Origin of the sequence: Colwellia sp. C2M11, from assembly GCF_018860915.1 — a bacterium.
In the GTDB taxonomy this organism is placed as follows: Bacteria; Pseudomonadota; Gammaproteobacteria; order Enterobacterales; family Alteromonadaceae; genus Colwellia.
Window position 1 is genome coordinate 78,727 of record NZ_JAHKQD010000004.1, and the last position, 16,696, is coordinate 95,422.

The following is a 16,696-nucleotide window of genomic DNA, read 5'->3' on the forward strand; positions in this document are numbered from 1 at the left end:
TATGCATGAAAAAAACTAAATTAATATTTGTCCTCATTATTTTATCTTTTTCTCTTATCTTAGCTATTTACGGTGCTTACCATCGATATAGTAATCTCAAAAACACTATGGAAATACAAGATAGCATTCTTCAATTAGTAGAATTAAAGTCTGCTAATGCTGAGTGGGATATCGAATTGAATAGAATTCACAGTGATAACATTCCTCACTTTGATTTAGTCAACAGTGCCGCGGTAAAATATGAAAAAGAAATGATGCTATTTCTAAATAAAACCGCCAATTTTAAAAAATCAATTCAAGAATCTACAGCCGACCTAGTTATTTTATCATCGATGAAAAAACAGAGTATGAACGACTACTTATCAGAAGTTGCTGTTACTAGAAATTCTTTAAAATTTTTAGATACTTTATTGTTTTTTCTACATTCTCAATATCAAAATGACGAAAATATTCTTAGGTTTCTGACTTACGCACAGCACAGGCTAACAACTTTAATTGCGTCAAATCAAAATATTCATCTTAAAGAACAAAAAAAGCCGGCTGAATGCCAACAATGTACTTTGGAGCAAAATGAGGCTATTTTCAAAGTTAACCAACATTTAGAGCTTTTAAAAGAGCAAGTGTTATTATCTCACAAAGCTAGGGAGGCTTTTTATAATCCTGAATATGAAGCTCTATCAACAAACCTCTTTGATGAGTTATCGTCTATCTATGTAGAAGCAGACATGGTTCATCAAACCATTCAAACTAAAGTGCTCATGTTTACGGCTATATTGGTAATAATAATAGTTATACTCTTAATACTATTATATTGGTTATATCGGACCATAGACGGACACCGAACTACTGGTATTACAGACCCTCTCACAGGTCTGTATAACCGAAAAAAACTATTTGAAAATTTAAAAAATTTGATACCTTCACATAAAAAATCAAATAGTAAATTAGCATTACTTTTCATTGATTTAGATGGCTTTAAAAGTGTCAATGACACTCATGGTCATGACATAGGCGACAAACTACTACAATTATTATCGGAACGATTAACAAGTAGCGTAAGAAAACAAGATTCTATTTACCGAATAGGTGGTGATGAGTTTATAATTCTTGTACAAGAATTAAATAGGTTAGAAGATGCAGAGTCTATAGCACAAAGTATACTAACGAAATGTAATAAACCCTATTTACTAGATAAGAACAACTGTAACGTAACACTGAGCATTGGTGTTAGCCTCTTTCCGGATCATACTGAAGAGCCAAATAAATTACTTAAATATGCTGATGAAGCAATGTATAAATCAAAAAGAAATGGCAAAGGTATAGTGACAACATGGCATAGTGACATATGTTCTTGATCAAAAAATATATACAAAAAAACGCTTAAAAATTACTGTTATTTATTTAGCATTGACCAAGTTTTAGGCGCACTGCCATTTAAACGCCTAAAGGCTGCAGAAAATTTACTGGGATTTGAATAACCAACAATCATTGACGTTTCAGTAACACTATACCCCTTAAGTAATAGGTCTTTAGCAATTACCATTCTCCGCATAGTAATGTACTCAAAAGGTGCATAACCAGTAGCACTTCGAAAAGAACGAGTAAATGTACGAATATCTAAATTGACATATTTAGCAAGAGCACTAACACGAATATCTGAATAAATTTGACTATTAATATACTCAAGTGCACGCTTTAGCAGCTTATCAGAAAGAGGTTTAACTAATTGGGTAACGGTTTTTTTAGCTCGATAATTAGCTAGCTGCTTTAAAACAATAAGTAAGCCGTGCTCAAAAAACGCACTAGTTAACCCATTAACTTCAGCATCACGCCATAAAGCCGTTAACACAGAGGTTAATAAAGGATCTTTATGAAACACTGATGCCGCAGACATAAAATCTTCAATAATAAACTTTTCATTAAGATTCTCCTCTAGGGAAGAAAGATCTATAGCAATGCCTAACATAGATGTGCCTGAACAATATATTTCTGATTTAGAATTGGGCAATGCAATCAAAACATCTCCTGTTCGAATAACTCCTTCTAAGTTCGCCTCATTTGAAAAACGTCCAAACTTACTTACACCTGAAGTGCATAAATTAATCATAAAACGAGAACTAGGCTCTTGAATTTGTTCAAATGCATCAAATTGTGCATGTGCTATTTGTGCAATGCCATTAGGACTGCTAAGCGATAATGATGGTTTTACACCATACTTTGCTAATCGATGATTAAAGTCATCATGCTCTTGCTGCCACGTTTTAATACTCATCAAAAATTAATTCCTAAATGATTACGCAAATGGAGTGATATCCCCCTATTTGGAGTGGTATCAAAAATCCAAACATCTTACAATGAATGATAATTATTCGCAATTGAGTAATATAATTAAATATAAAGGAAGGGAAATGAAGTTACTACCATGCTTAAGTGTTTGTGTGGCAATGATTGTAAATTGCTCATCAGCATATTCACAAGAGATTGAAGAAAATACAAATAAAGAAGAAAAAGAAAAAACAGAACGAATTATTATTACAGGTGAATTGATTGAACGATCTATATATCAAACGGCAAATAGCACAGAAATATTAGATGAATCAATACTTCAAAATCGTGCGGGTTTAAATACAGTGCGCGATATATTAAATTCAGCAGCAAACGTTTCCGTTGTAACAGGCACAGGTAAAGCGCCTACTGTTCGTGGTGTTGATGGAACAGGAGCCTCTGAAAACGCTAATGCATTTTTTGCAGGTAGTCGCTCACGTTTAAGTTGGCAAATAGATAACCGCCCAGCAAGCTATAACGAAATTGTTTTTGGTGATATAGGTATATTTGACCTTAGCCGTATTGAAGTACTTAAAGGCGCACAAAGTACTTTAATTGGTAGAAATGCAATTGCGGGCACTGTCATTATAAAGACTAATGATCCAAGTTTTAATAATGAAGCAGTAATACAATTAGCAACTGGCAACTATCAACAACGTAGAACATCAGCAATGATCAACGCACCGATTATTGAAGATCAAGTAGCAATTCGTCTTTCTGGTGATTTGTACAAACGAGAGTCTCCTGTTAATTATACATCATACGAGGGTGTCGATAATCCAGGTGAAGTAAATGCCTTATCTTTACGAGGAAAGGTACTCATCACGCCTGACTTTTCTCCAGATAGCGAGTTATTATTAACATTTTCTCAAACTGATTATACAGCGCCTAATAGTGAAATAATAACCAAACCCTTTGACGATAAGTTATCTAACTTTCCACAACAGCCTGTACATAACCCAAAAACTACTTCTGTGGCAGCAGATTTTAAAACTGACATTTCAGACACGACACGCTTAACATTTAGTACCTCAACAACACAATTTAAATTTAAACGTAAAGCCGCTCCAAACTCGAGTAATGCGACGATAGAGACTACGGAAATAGTACTAGAGCCAAGAATTTATTATGAAACAGATTCAGGGTTATCTACCGTGAGTGGTTTGTATTACCATCAAGCAGATCAAGATGAATTTATTGAATTTTTCGGTGGGCAAAATTTTAAAGATAAATCCGATACTATAGCCGCATACAATGAAACGGTGTTACCACTCAATCAGAACATTGATCTTTCTTTCGGGCTACGTTACGAACAAGAACATCATCAACGTAATGGTGGTGACCCTACAGGAGAATTAGTCTCTATTTTTGTCGATGAAACTTATCGTGCTTTATTACCTAAGTTAGGTGTGAATTGGCAGCAAAACGAAACAACTAGTTGGGGAGCTCAAATTTCACGAGGCTACAATGCGGGTGGTGGCGGAATTACGTTTACCTTCCCTATTGTTAATTACGAATATGATGCTGAATATGTATGGACATCTGAACTTTATGGACGCCAAGAGTTTTTAGATGGTGATCTATTTTTAACACAAAATATTTTTTATTCTAGCTACAAAGACATGCAATTACCATTTGACCTAACACCAGATGACTCTCGAGATGAAGCATTTGTTGTGCGTAATGCTGATCGTGTTGAAACAAGTGGTATAGAGCTAAGTGCTACATTATCCGTAACACCTAGTTTTAACGTGTTTATGAACCTTGGTTTATTGAATACTAACATCAGTAAATATCCAGGCTCAGGCATTGAGGGAAATGAGTTATTAACTGCCCCGAGTATAACGTCGAATTTAGGTTTTTCTTGGACCCATAACCAATGGTCGGCAAGCATGGTAACTAGCTCTACGAATGGTTATTTTACAGATGTTAATAATAGGGATAACGCGAAGACCAAGAGTTATATCATCGCTGATGCAAAAATCTCTTATGATTTCGAATATATACGAATTTATGGCTCTATTAAAAATATCGGTGATATAGATAGTTCTGTAGCGCGTTATCCAGGTAAAGCACCTGAAGGAAGTGAGCAACCAGATAGCGCTTTTGATAACGCAGTATTAGTACAACCAAGAAGCTTCATTTTGGGCGTTGAGGCTCAATTCTAATGTTTATATCAGCTCGAAAAACGTTGATTTTTTTACATGGATGGTTAGGTAGCTTGTCGGCAATATTTATTATACTCGTTGCCGGCTCTGGAGCTATGCTTGCTTTTGTAGGCCAACTATTTTTAGTGCAGTACGGTGATATACTACGAGCAAGCCCTCCCACTCAAACGACACAAATCGTCAGTGTAACTCAGTTGATTGATACGGCAAAAACAGGATATAAAGACCAGTTTCAAACGATAGGCGTTTTAATGCCGCACAGTAGAGTCGACGATGTTGAAACCGCAATGGTATTTGGTATGCCTTCTGGCTCAGACGCCATAGATGGTATAAGAATGCTGAGTGTTGACCCATGGATAGCAAAGTTTAAAGGAGACTTTCCTTTAAATGGTGCTTTTGCACATGAATTAATTGATTTTCATCATTCATTTTTACTCGGTAATACAGGCATTATTTTTGTGTGTATTTTATCTATATTGTTATTGTTTTTTGTTATTACCGGGATTTATTTATGGTGTTTAAAACAAGGAACAACGTGGGAAAAATTAACGCGCATAGATTTTCGTCGTGACATAAAAAAGATCTGTTTTACTTGGCATTTATGGCTTGGTGCTTGGAGTGCATTATTTATCGTTTATTTTTGCTTAACCGGTCTAGCTTTAGCTAAACCCGCTTGGTTTTCTCCTTTGTTATCGCCTCCCACTTATGAAGTACCTGACAGTGCAGGGTTTGAAAAAACTTGTCATGAAACTATAACCCCCTCTGACGCGGAAATGGCTGGGATAAAAGCATTTCCAACGAAAGAGTTAGCGATATTTTTTCTTCCTAACAAAAAAAATGGTCCTTATATGTTGACGTATAGATCAAGTAAAGATAACAACAAACGTGACGGTGACAGCCGTATATTTGTTCATAGTTCATGTAAAAACTTGGTCTATATTGAAAACGCTGAAACATTAAGCCTTTCGGCTCAAGCAACCGGAATGCTTCTCTCTTTACATGGCGGATATAGCTTTGGAAAACTTGGCGGAAGTATACTTGTTTTGTTAACCGGTTTGAGTCTTGTTATCTTATCTGGCACAGGGTTAGTAACATTTCTTACGCGTAAAATAAAACGTAAACGACAAATAGGTAATTTTGAGTAATGAATAAAATCAGAATTAACGCGCCATGGTACTTTTAACAAACACAAGTTGATCACGGCTTAGTTAAGTTTTCTTAAATATAAAAGGCTGTTGTTAATAATAACAACAGCCTTTTTAATATCATATTTATCCACTGATTAGTTAACGTTAAATGCAGTGATGAATTTTTTTATACGCTCGGCATTGGCACCAAGATCAGTACCACCAACACGCGAGATTGAACGTAAATCAATCTTGCTCCCCGTCTCAGTTTGTTGAACGCGGATAGCGATATCATCTTTAAACGCCCACAATGAAGTGGTATCTACCGCTTCAATTCTACCTTCATCTTGGTTCTTAGCAACAATTTCCCAACCTAAACCCATTGCCGTATTAACAGCTTTAGTAAACACTTGCTCAGTACTAAATTCTGATAGAATAGATTGTAATTCAGGGTAAGCTGCTTGCTGCAACGGTGCGAGTTTTTCACGATCATAATCTAATGGGTTACTCGTATCACCACGTAATGCAATAATCACATCAAATGCAGGTAAGTTAACCGTATCAGTACTTACTTGGTGCAAGAATGGTAAAGATTTAGCTTTAGCGGCTTGCTTTGATAGCCCTATTACCGGAATTGCTAATAATAAAGCAACAACTACACAGGTTTTAGTCACCTCTTTTTGTTTTTTAAATAAAGCAAATAAAGTGACTAATATCGCGATTAAAAATACCGCAATACTAACATAGCCAGTATATTTAATTATTTGAAAAGAGACGCCCATCGACCAAAGCTGTAGACGATACGCAATAACCGCAATAGGGAAGCCAAGCAATAAAGGGATTACCATGAATTTACAAAATTTTGAGATGGTATTCATAACCATTATATTTCCTTAATCTAATGTTATATTTATTTAACTAACCTAAGCTTAATGGCCAAACACTTATCCATAGAGCTCAACTCAGGTTTAAAAGTAAATTGTTGAATTAGTATTTATTAGCATAGCTACTATTTACTCGAGCTTGTGTGGGGTATTTAAACGTATTTATAGCAGAAGTGCTATTTATATTGGTAAGAGTTATTCATTTATTGATAACTGTTTTCAAAAAATTGATCGTTTTAATTAAAATATTATTATAAAAATGGGGAGTTAAACCTCCCCATTGCATGTAACTTAGCGTCTTAGGTTAATTAATCTTATTTACCTAACAAGGTGAAAATTTTGTTCGCAATATCAATATTATTATTTAACCCTATAAATTCTTTACTATGTGACCCAAATGCAAAAACAGGTACATCTATCGCAGTATGCGCCGAAGTAGTCCATCCTGTATTCGTTCTCTGATCAGCGATAAGCTTTATTGCATTATATAGCTCGGTATTAACTTGACTCGCATCTTTATCTTTATATGGGTTTCCCTTATCATTAGCCTCTTTACTCTCTGTTTGTGTATGCTGTTTAATCATACGCAAAGATGTTAACTCTTCATCGGTAAGCTCAAAGTTAAATAATAACTGGGTAGATTCTGCTGTTACTTCTTCATCCGTTAGTTTATTCGCAATAAATTTAGGGGAATGCTTCATGATTTTTAACGTTTCAGGCTTCCATTCATAAGTACCATTCGCCCCTATCGTTAAACCACCAGTGCTATGATCTGCGGTTACAACCACTAAAGTATCAGGGTTATTTTTAACATACTGCTCAAAATATTCTAACGTTTTAGCTAAATCATCCATCTCGCCCATAGCAGCCACAATATCATTACTATGTCCGCCCCAGTCAACTTGACTAGCTTCTACAAGTAAGAAAAAACCGTTTTCGTTATCTAATTGTTTAACCGCTGCTTTTGCCATTACAGATAAACGATTTGGAATCACATCATCCAGCGCCCAAGGCAAACCGACATCTGCAAATAAACCAATAACAGGTTGGTTTGGTTTAATCGTATCTAATTGTTGATATTTATCTATATATTGAAACCCTGCGCTTTTAAATTCATCTACTAATTGTCTATCTTCACGCAAAAAGTATTTCCAACCACCACCCAACATAACATCCATTTTGAAGAGCCCATTTAGTTTTTCATCATAATAACTATCTGCAATTTCATTATAATTTTGTCGACTTTCATTATGAGATAAATAGCTTGCTGGCGTAGCATGGTTTATCTGGCTTGTTACAACAACACCCGTTTTTTTACCTAGCTTTTTTGCAAACTCTAAAACCGTTTCAACCGGTTTTTTATTTACATCTACTCCAATCGCACCATTGTAACTTTTTACCCCCGCTGATAAAGCAGTAGCACCCGCAGCGGAGTCAGTTACATAACCAGACACCAAGGCAGGATATGTACTACTTGACCCAACTAAATGACGATCAAATACTGTTTGTTCTACGTTTGCAGTATTCAAGTTATCACGATAGTAACGATAGGCTGTGATATACGCAGGCCCCATACCATCTCCAACAACCATAATAATGTTTTTAGGTGAGGAATAAGTTGCTACTTCCTCTGTTAATACATTTTGGTTACTACACGCAGATATACCCATCATTGCTAGAGCAATCACTATACTTTTTTTCATTTTCTGTCCCACTATATAAAGATTAGTTAAGTTAAAATTTATTAAATTGCATCAATTTAGCAAGCGATACTATCTTGCTGCTGAGCAAAAAATATTGCTCCTATCTCCGGAGGGCTCAAAGGGGGAGATAACATATCTTGCACATCAGCAGCTAACCAAGGAATAAGTAATGGGCTCAAACCACCTAGCATAGAAATACGTGGAGGGTTATTGTTCATTAATAACTTCGCCATTTTATTAATATAGTCAGCACCTTCATTCACTAGTTTTAAAGCAAATTCATTATTATTAGCAGCATTAAAAACAATACCCGCAAACTGAGCATAAAATCCAGCTGTTTGACCCGAAGTTGCTTCCACTAGTTCAACAGCACTAGAAATATTTATCTGTTCTCTGATTTTACTACTCATAACAGATGAATCAATAATACCGTCAAGTTCAAGCAATGCATATTGAACCGCTTTTAATCCAAACCATGACCCACTGCCCTTATCACCTTGCGGAAATCCATGAGCACCAACAACCATAGTTTTATTATCCACATACGAGAAGCCACAAGAGCCTGTTCCAGTAATCATTACAGCGCCATCATCACCATTATGGGCACCTAAACAAGCGATTAATATGTCAGTTGTTAAATAAAAAACTTTAAAAGGATGCTCCCAGTCAGTTAATTGCTTATACAACATAGGTAAATTTACACCTGCAATGCCAGCTCCAACAATAAGATCACTTAATTGAACATTCTCTAAATGCGCATTTTCAAGTGCTAATCTAGCGGACTCAACAATTGAAGCTATTGTTATATCCAAACCATTCACTGGATTAGCAGGGCCGGAAACGCCCTCTCCTAATATTTCATTATTGTTAGACACAACAATTGCTCGGCACTTAGAGCCACCGCCATCAATACCTAAAAAATATTTTTCATGTCCCATACGTTCCATTAAAACCTCATTAATTTTTCATTTTACTCGCATGTTTTTCTTTAATAACAATACAATTTTTACTCGAATCGATATGCAAACAAGACAGAAAAAGTGAACAAAAACTTAAATACCATTAAGAGACTTAAGCTACCTAAAAAAAACGCAACTTACAACAATTAAATACCACAAAGGAAATTAATGATACTGTTTCTTGAGGTATCATGATAAAAAACACTTTTAAAGCATAAAAAAACAGCTAAAAAAAACGATTAAATTCAAATACAGTACTTATTTAACATAAAAACAAAACAACTAAAACAATATAAAACCTTTAAAAACAACAAAATAAAAATAAACGAAAGAATAAAAACCAAAAAAACAAGTAAAAAAAACCTAAATCATTGCAAAAGATAATCAAACGTGTATATTAAATCACCTAACGGTATTTAATTTAAATAAGAATTTTCGTAAAAAGAAAACAAATGTCTACTGTAGTTCCCATCAAAAATTAATTAAGGGTTAATATGAGAAATTTAAAAAAAACAAACAAATCATTAAACAAGTTTAATAAGGTCTCCGCCGCAGTTTTATTAGGGTTACTTTATAACGTATCCCCAGTAAATTCTGCTTATGCTGCTGAGAGTACAGCAGCAGAGAAAGAAGCTGAAGTTGAAACTATCAGAGTTACCGGTACTAGGCTAGTAAGTCGAAATGTGATTGTTCAGAAGCAAAACTCTGCACAAATCGTTGATTCTATAGGCCAAGATGAAATAGGCGGATTACCTGTAGGTAATGCTGCAGAGTTACTTGCACAGGTACCTGGCCTTAATCCTTTTGAAGATTTAAGTGGTCGTGGTAGTGGCGGTTCAAGTGGTCCAGAAGTTAGATTTGTTAGCATTCGAGGCATACGTCCTGATTTAAATATTACCTTATTAGATGGGTTAACACTGGCAACATCAAACTTTGAAAATAGAGCCGTTTATCTTGATGCTTTCCCTGTAAACTTAGCTGCAAGAACCGATGTAATTAAAACCTTTACCCCTGAAATGAATCCTGGTGGGGTTGGTGGACAAATTAATTTTATAACCCGAAAAGGCGTAGACTTAGCAGAACCATTATTTACAGTAACAGCTGAAACGGGTGTGGCCGAAATAGATGACGCTGTACAAGGCGTAGATGATCCTTTAAGACTAGAAGCACTTTATGCTGGTCAAATTACTGAAAATGTAGGCATAGCCCTATCGGGTAGTTATAACAAACGTGATCTCGGTAAACCTTCACAATTAACCCGTGGTCGTTCACGTAGTATCGATTTTCCAACCCAAGAAGATGTCAGAGTGGTTAGAGAACACAGAATACTTTCTGAATCAGCACCAACAACTCGCATAGGCTTATCAGCTAAATTAGATTGGACACCTGATGATGACACTTATCTTTGGTTTACAACAGCATACAATGACCTTGACCAAACAATTAACCATAATAAATCAGACGTACGTATTCCATCAAGTGCAGAAGGCTTAACATTAGATGCTAGCGGTCAATCAGGTACATTACGTATTGATGATTCAGATGTTGCTTTTGGAACAGGTAGATCAGCTTTTTCTGAAGTAGGTGAATTTATTAATAAAGCCGACCTTACCTTATTCCAGGCTGGTATAAACAAAATTATTAATGACGATTTTACTTTTAATGCAAAAGCAGGCTACTCTGAAGCTAATAACTCAAGAGAAGCTGAGTATTATTTATATATGAGAACAGGTGGGGTTACTGATATTGCATTTGACAGTAGTAATATCACAGAGCCTAGCCTAAGTGTTATTAGTCCATCACCTGAAAGCTACTTCGATCCTAGTCAATATAATTTACTGTACCGTAATATGTTGCCTGAGAAAGCAAAAGAAGAAGTGCTCGACGCTATTATAGATGTTGCCTACAATGCTGATATTGATGATGAAGGTTGGGGCCTAAAAACAGGTGTTCAATATAGAACAACTGAACGAAGCTATGACTTCGACTTAACAACTCATTACGATATCGCCAATGAAACCGTTGAGGGAACTGGTTTTTCTTTAAGTGATGTATTTGCTGAAAACTCAAGCGACTTATCACCTCCAGGCTCTAGCAGTGGCTTCCCTGCATTTTTTGCTGACATTAATGAAATAAACAAAACAGTTACTCCATCATTGTCTGATACTAGTATCTTTCGATTTGAGAACCTTGACTCAAATAGACTTGGCGCTGATTATGCTATAGATGAAAAAGTAGTATCACTTTTTGTTCAAGGTGTATACCAGTCAGAAAAAATCCAATCGATCTTAGGCTTCCGTTATGAGAAAACAACTACTGACGGCTCTGGCTTTAGAGAAGTAGATGGGACGTACGAAGCAAGTGAAAATAGTGGCTCTTACGACTTTATACTACCTTCACTATTAGTAAACTATAACATTCAAGATGATTTAATCTTAAGATTTGCAGCCAGTAAGACATTAGGTCGTCCAGCTTTCCCTGAAATATCGCCATCAGGAGAGCTGGAAAGTATTGGTTTACAAAATACACTTACTCGCTCTAATCCAGATCTTAAACCACGTTTATCAACTAACCTAGATTTATCATTAGAGTGGTATTTCACTTCTGATAGCATGGCTACTATAGGCTTCTTTTCTAAAGATATTAAAGATGAAATATTAGTTGAAACGTTAACTGATGTTACTATCGATGGTGTTACCTATGATGAAGTAACTCAACCTGTAAATGCTTCAAAAGCAACCATCAAAGGTGTTGAGTTAAGCTTTGTATCATATTTACCTGAGCCATATAATAGCTTTGGTATTTCTTCAAATGCTATTTTTATGGATACTACATTTGATACCAAAGGTGAAAGAGGTAAAGTTGATTTCTTACTTTATCAACCTGATTCAATTGTAAATGTTTCATTACTTTATACTGATGATAATTTCGATGCGAGTCTTTCATTAAACAGAACAGCTGAATTACCGACTGTATTTAACCCAAGTGATGCTAATGGTGATCAATATAACCAAGCTAGAACAACCTTAAGTGCGAAACTACTATATAACGTTTCAGAAAATACTAAGGTTTATATTAATGGCTCTAACTTAACATCTGAAGATAGTGTAGAAATGACGGGTGAAGGGGTTTTATACCATAACCGCATTATGGGTAGAACTGTAAACCTAGGTGTAACGCATAAGTTTTAATTGATGTTAGGCATCTTTACTATCGAGAGCTAAAGGGCTCTCGATTGTTTTAATTTTAGTGTTATAAAAACTAATGTATTTCGTTATTGTAAAACGAAGTACATTCTTTAAAACCTGTACAACGCGTTATAGTAAACAGGCTAAATACCTCCATAGTAGAAAATTTAATTATATGATATTGTTATATTAGTGAGTTATATATTTCATCTAGAGCAGTGCGGAATAGCTCTTTTATAAGAATAAGGAAGTGTTGTGCCAGAGCATTCAGCATTAAAATCTACGTTACAAATAGAAAAACAATTACACCTTAGCCATAAAAAAGTACTTGAATACCTCAAGCGCCACAATAAGGCTACTCGTGCAGAAATAGCAAAAGCAACCGGTTTATCAAACCAAACATTAACACGCCTCACAAAACAGTTAATCGACTTAAAAATTATTTCTGTTGACTCAAAAGTGTCAGGGTTAAGAGGTCAACCTGCTATTTATTTACGTATAATTCCCGGTGTTTTTGCTTCTATTGGCATTGTTTTTGAACATGATAAAATTGTCGTTATTGTCGATGATTTAAGTGGCGATAACTTATTAAGAATAAGTCAAAAAGGTACATTTTTAACTGCTGATATTGCGATAAAATCAGCAACAGAAATGCTTGACCACATCTACTCACAAATAGATCCTACCCTGAAAATATTAGGTATTGGTATATCGATATCTGGCTTTTTCACTAACGTAGAAGGTGGTGTTTGTTCTCAGAAAGATCCTCAAGGTTGGTCTAAAATTGACTGGCAAAAAACCTTTGCTTATAAATATAGCTGCCCATGTTATGTTGAAAATGATGGCTGTGCCGCTTCTATTGGTTTTTCACTATCAACAGAAGGCGCCAAGCTCCATAGTTTTTTCTTACTTTTATTTACCTTAGATATTGGTGGCGGATTCGTGTTTGAAGGGCAATTAGTGAATGGAACCTACGGAAATGCAGGAGAAGTGGCGACACTATTCAATAAAGACCTTAATGCGATTAGACCAACAGAAGGATCATTATACAGCTATCTTAGTAATCTTTGGGATGAACCGGTAACAAATGAAAAAATAGTTGCTGCATTTCATGCTGGTGATACCAATATAGCATCTTGGATTACAGCTTGTATTGAATCGATGAAATTTCCATTAAAAGCTATTCAAAGTTTATTAGACCCTGAAGCTATTATATTTACCGGCCGTTTACCCATAGAGATTCAACAACAGCTGTCTGAGAAAGTCGTTATATCAGGTCCCTCTTATGGTGATGTATATGCACCTACGCCAAAAATATTAGTAGACAAAAAACAAAATATACTCGAAAAAGGTGTTACGGCAATACCGGCTTTCTATTTTTTTAATCGTGGCTAAGAATGAGATAGGCAACGTTAATACAAACAAACTAATAACGCTGCACATAATATTTACCTAAAAACAGACTTACTTTAGTACTAATCAATGAAGCGTGATTCTCTTCGTTACCCACTCATCACTTAACTCCATCAGCCGATTATTGTATCACTTTTTCAATAACCGTTTTTATTTTTTCATAATTCACCGACTCAACAAAACCAAGGGAAAACGTTTGTGGTGTCTGTAGGTATTTGTCTTTATTACTACGGCCAAAACCAAATACCGTCATATCAGGGCGACTAACATAGTTATCTGGATACTCATCATCTTCATGATGCAATAAATAAAGCATACGTGAGCTTTTTTCATCACCAAAAGCGATCCATTCAGGCGAAGGTAGGTCACCTAAAAAGGGGTCATTGATTAAGTTCTTCTTGTTATTATTCGCGCTAAACCAAAAATCAGTATCATCCATTTCCCCAAAAGGCACCCCTTCATACTGCACCCAATACTTGTATCCAGCACTCACTTTACTCATAGTAAAATCTAAGCGATCAGGATAAAAATCCCATTGCCCTTCCCACTTTTTGTTTGCTGATGTGAATGTAATACGAACATGTTGTTTAGTGTCAATATCAATCACCGACGTTGATAAGTCTGTTCCAGCATTTAGCGCATGAAAGTAATTACCGTCTTGTTTATGAATGGCGTTAGGAAAGCCGCGATATTCACCTTTATGACCTGATCCTTTTTCATTATGAAAACCGATCCAATCTACCCCTTCCTTATCTAGCATACTTGATAAACCACCACCTTCCTTTTCAAGGTAATAAGTCGCATTGGTTGTAGTAATGATATAGCTAGACACACCTCCTGCCGTCTCATCAATACCATGAGTCAGTTGTACAGCTTGTGTCGCTATGCTTTGTTGATTGTCACTAGAACAACCCGAAATAAAAGATAGTACGCCTGTTAATAAAACCCAACGTGTTAGATTTTTAGGTATTGTTGCTAATGTTGTTAACCTCATACGGAACTCCCTCCAAATTTTATTGCGCTTACTTAAACTATAACTTTAAATATTGTTGTAACTATTATTTGTTAACTAACCTTTATATAAAAAAGGCGCTACATCAATAATGTTTGTAGCGCCGAATAAAGCCTAATAAAAATATATTTTAAGTTGTTTTTTTTACCTTAAATTTGTGCTGTAATTTGCTTTGGACTCGCGCTTTTTTTTAATAAAAACCCGGTGCCCAAAATAACTAATGCACAACAAACGAAAATTAAACGCCCCCACCATGAGTTAGGTATTAATGTCATCATGAAAATACCATAGCCCATGTACATCACCATAGAGCCTAATTTATTACGCTGTTGACGGTCATAATCATCTTGCTCACCATCAGCAATTACTGGCTTAACCAAGTCTTTAAAGAACTCATCGGTTTGTTCTTTATATTGATCTTTCTCTTCTTTATAAAACAATGATGTTAGGCAGAAGAAACCAGCAGTAATAACTAAATGTGCCCCTATGGTTAATATTAAGTTCATGTCTGTTGCTTCTCTTGGCGTAAACTCAGGTATACCAATAAAACGAGAGAACACATCTGGGGTCAGTATATTCATCACAAACCAAGAAACAAACAAGCCAATTACTACTGTTACCCACGGAGCCCAAGACGGCGTTTTCTTAATAAACAAGCCAAATATTAATGGAATAAGAATAGGCACTTGGATCATTACCGAGAAAGACATCATCAAATCAAACAAGCTAAGCTCTTTTAACGATTTGAAAAATAACGCCATTACAATAACCAGTAAACCACTAACAAAACTTAGTATCTTACCCATTTTTAATAAATGCGCGTCATCAACAATTCGATTACGTTTCGCTAAAAACGGTTGGTAAATACTACGAATAAAAATACCTGAGTTTTTATTAAGTGCTGAATCCATTGACGACATAGACGCTGCAAATAACGCGGCGAGTAACAAGCCGACTGTACCAATAGGCATCGCATTTCTTGCAAAGACTAAATAGACCGCATCTGATGCTTTATTACCAAGGTCGGCATAAGCTAGTGCAGCATCAGGGTACAAAATGGCTGACGCCCAAGGTGGAATAAACCAAATAATACTGCCAATCCCCATTAACACCATGGCAAGTAATGAAGCTTTGCGTGCATTGTCAGAATCTTTCGCATTTAAAAAACGAAATGAATCATTCAAGTTCATAATGGTTATAAGCTGTTTAGCAAGGAAGAACACAAAGGTTCCCACCAATAGCAAACCATAATTCATATCAGGTCCCATAATAAAGTCAGACGGGAACTTAGTGACTAATTCTACTGGGCCGCCAACCATGACTAATGCAACAATAGCACAAGCAATAGATACCACAGCAACCACTAAGGTTTGTACAAAATCAGATGCAACTACACCCCAAGCACCTGATAATACTGAAATAAACAATACAGCTAAACCAGTAGCAATAATGGTAACGTTAATATCAGCTTCAAACACAGCACTGGTAAATACACCTAAAGCATTTAACCAAATACCAGCATTTAAAAAGCTGAATACGATTAATGCACAAGAGAAAAACAATTCATTTTGGCTACCAAAACGACGTTTAATTCCTTCTGTTGGTGTATCAACACGCATTTGACGAAAGCGATACGAAAAATATGCCCAGCCACAAAAGTAAGCAAAGGTATTAGCAAAAAACACCAAACTTACCGCAAAACCATCGGTAAAGGCTTTACCGGCAGCACCGGTAAAAGTCCACGCTGAAAACTGTGACATAAAGGCGGTTGAACCTACCATCCACCACAACATTCTGCCGCCGCCACGAAAGTAATCACTTGTTGATTTAGCTGCCATTTTTTTGAAGGTAAACCCAATACCAACAACTAACAGGAAGTAACCAACTATTACTGCGTAATCATAGATCATGTTATCG

General features: G+C 35.7%; 11 protein-coding genes. 5 read left to right on the forward strand and 6 right to left on the reverse strand.

Annotation, left to right across the window (positions count from 1 at the left end; all coding sequences use genetic code 11):
* Positions 1 to 5 precede the first annotated feature (5 nt).
* Positions 6 to 1,355 (forward strand): GGDEF domain-containing protein, encoded by a 1,350-nt coding sequence (locus tag KO509_RS01140; protein ID WP_215971447.1) that lies wholly within the window; start codon positions 6 to 8, stop codon positions 1,353 to 1,355.
* 38 nt (positions 1,356 to 1,393) lie between these two features.
* On the opposite strand, the gene KO509_RS01145 is transcribed toward KO509_RS01140, so the two are convergent.
* Positions 1,394 to 2,272, reverse strand: coding sequence for an AraC family transcriptional regulator (locus tag KO509_RS01145; protein WP_215971448.1), 879 nt, complete (start codon positions 2,270 to 2,272; stop codon positions 1,394 to 1,396).
* Positions 2,273 to 2,408: 136 nt separating this feature from the next.
* On the opposite strand from KO509_RS01145, the gene KO509_RS01150 reads away from it, so the two are divergent.
* A complete protein-coding gene (locus KO509_RS01150; RefSeq protein WP_215971449.1) occupies positions 2,409 to 4,493 on the forward strand; it encodes a TonB-dependent receptor in 2,085 nt (694 codons plus the stop codon).
* Positions 4,493 to 5,638, forward strand: a complete 1,146-nt coding sequence (locus KO509_RS01155; RefSeq protein ID WP_215971450.1) for a PepSY-associated TM helix domain-containing protein — start codon at positions 4,493 to 4,495, stop codon at positions 5,636 to 5,638. Before KO509_RS01150 ends, KO509_RS01155 begins: the two co-directional genes overlap by 1 nt.
* Before the next feature lie 137 nt (positions 5,639 to 5,775).
* Here KO509_RS01155 and KO509_RS01160 read toward each other — a convergent pair whose 3' ends face one another.
* From KO509_RS01160 to nagK, 3 genes are all read right to left on the reverse strand, one after another.
* Positions 5,776 to 6,498 carry a DUF1499 domain-containing protein gene (locus tag KO509_RS01160; protein ID WP_215971451.1) on the reverse strand — a complete coding sequence of 241 codons (723 nt, stop codon included), beginning with the start codon at positions 6,496 to 6,498 and terminating at the stop codon, positions 5,776 to 5,778.
* A 320-nt stretch (positions 6,499 to 6,818) separates the two neighbouring features.
* Positions 6,819 to 8,207 carry an alkaline phosphatase gene (locus KO509_RS01165; protein ID WP_215971452.1) on the reverse strand — a complete coding sequence of 463 codons (1,389 nt, stop codon included), beginning with the start codon at positions 8,205 to 8,207 and terminating at the stop codon, positions 6,819 to 6,821.
* A gap of 56 nt (positions 8,208 to 8,263) precedes the next feature.
* Positions 8,264 to 9,154 carry an N-acetylglucosamine kinase gene (gene nagK / locus KO509_RS01170; RefSeq protein WP_215971453.1) on the reverse strand — a complete coding sequence of 297 codons (891 nt, stop codon included), beginning with the start codon at positions 9,152 to 9,154 and terminating at the stop codon, positions 8,264 to 8,266.
* 506 nt (positions 9,155 to 9,660) lie between these two features.
* On the opposite strand from nagK, the gene KO509_RS01175 reads away from it, so the two are divergent.
* Both KO509_RS01175 and KO509_RS01180 read left to right on the forward strand, forming a co-directional pair.
* Positions 9,661 to 12,357, forward strand: coding sequence for a TonB-dependent receptor (locus tag KO509_RS01175; RefSeq protein ID WP_215971454.1), 2,697 nt, complete (start codon positions 9,661 to 9,663; stop codon positions 12,355 to 12,357).
* 252 nt (positions 12,358 to 12,609) lie between these two features.
* Complete coding sequence (locus tag KO509_RS01180) at positions 12,610 to 13,749, forward strand: ROK family transcriptional regulator (RefSeq protein ID WP_215971455.1); 1,140 nt, start codon at positions 12,610 to 12,612, stop codon at positions 13,747 to 13,749.
* A gap of 139 nt (positions 13,750 to 13,888) precedes the next feature.
* Here KO509_RS01180 and KO509_RS01185 read toward each other — a convergent pair whose 3' ends face one another.
* Both KO509_RS01185 and KO509_RS01190 read right to left on the reverse strand, forming a co-directional pair.
* Positions 13,889 to 14,761 (reverse strand): hypothetical protein, encoded by an 873-nt coding sequence (locus KO509_RS01185; RefSeq protein ID WP_252727325.1) that lies wholly within the window; start codon positions 14,759 to 14,761, stop codon positions 13,889 to 13,891.
* Positions 14,762 to 14,928: 167 nt separating this feature from the next.
* On the reverse strand, positions 14,929 to 16,689 hold the full coding sequence (locus KO509_RS01190; protein ID WP_215971456.1) for a transporter: 1,761 nt from the start codon (positions 16,687 to 16,689) through the stop codon (positions 14,929 to 14,931).
* Between the last annotated feature and the right edge of the window lie 7 nt (positions 16,690 to 16,696).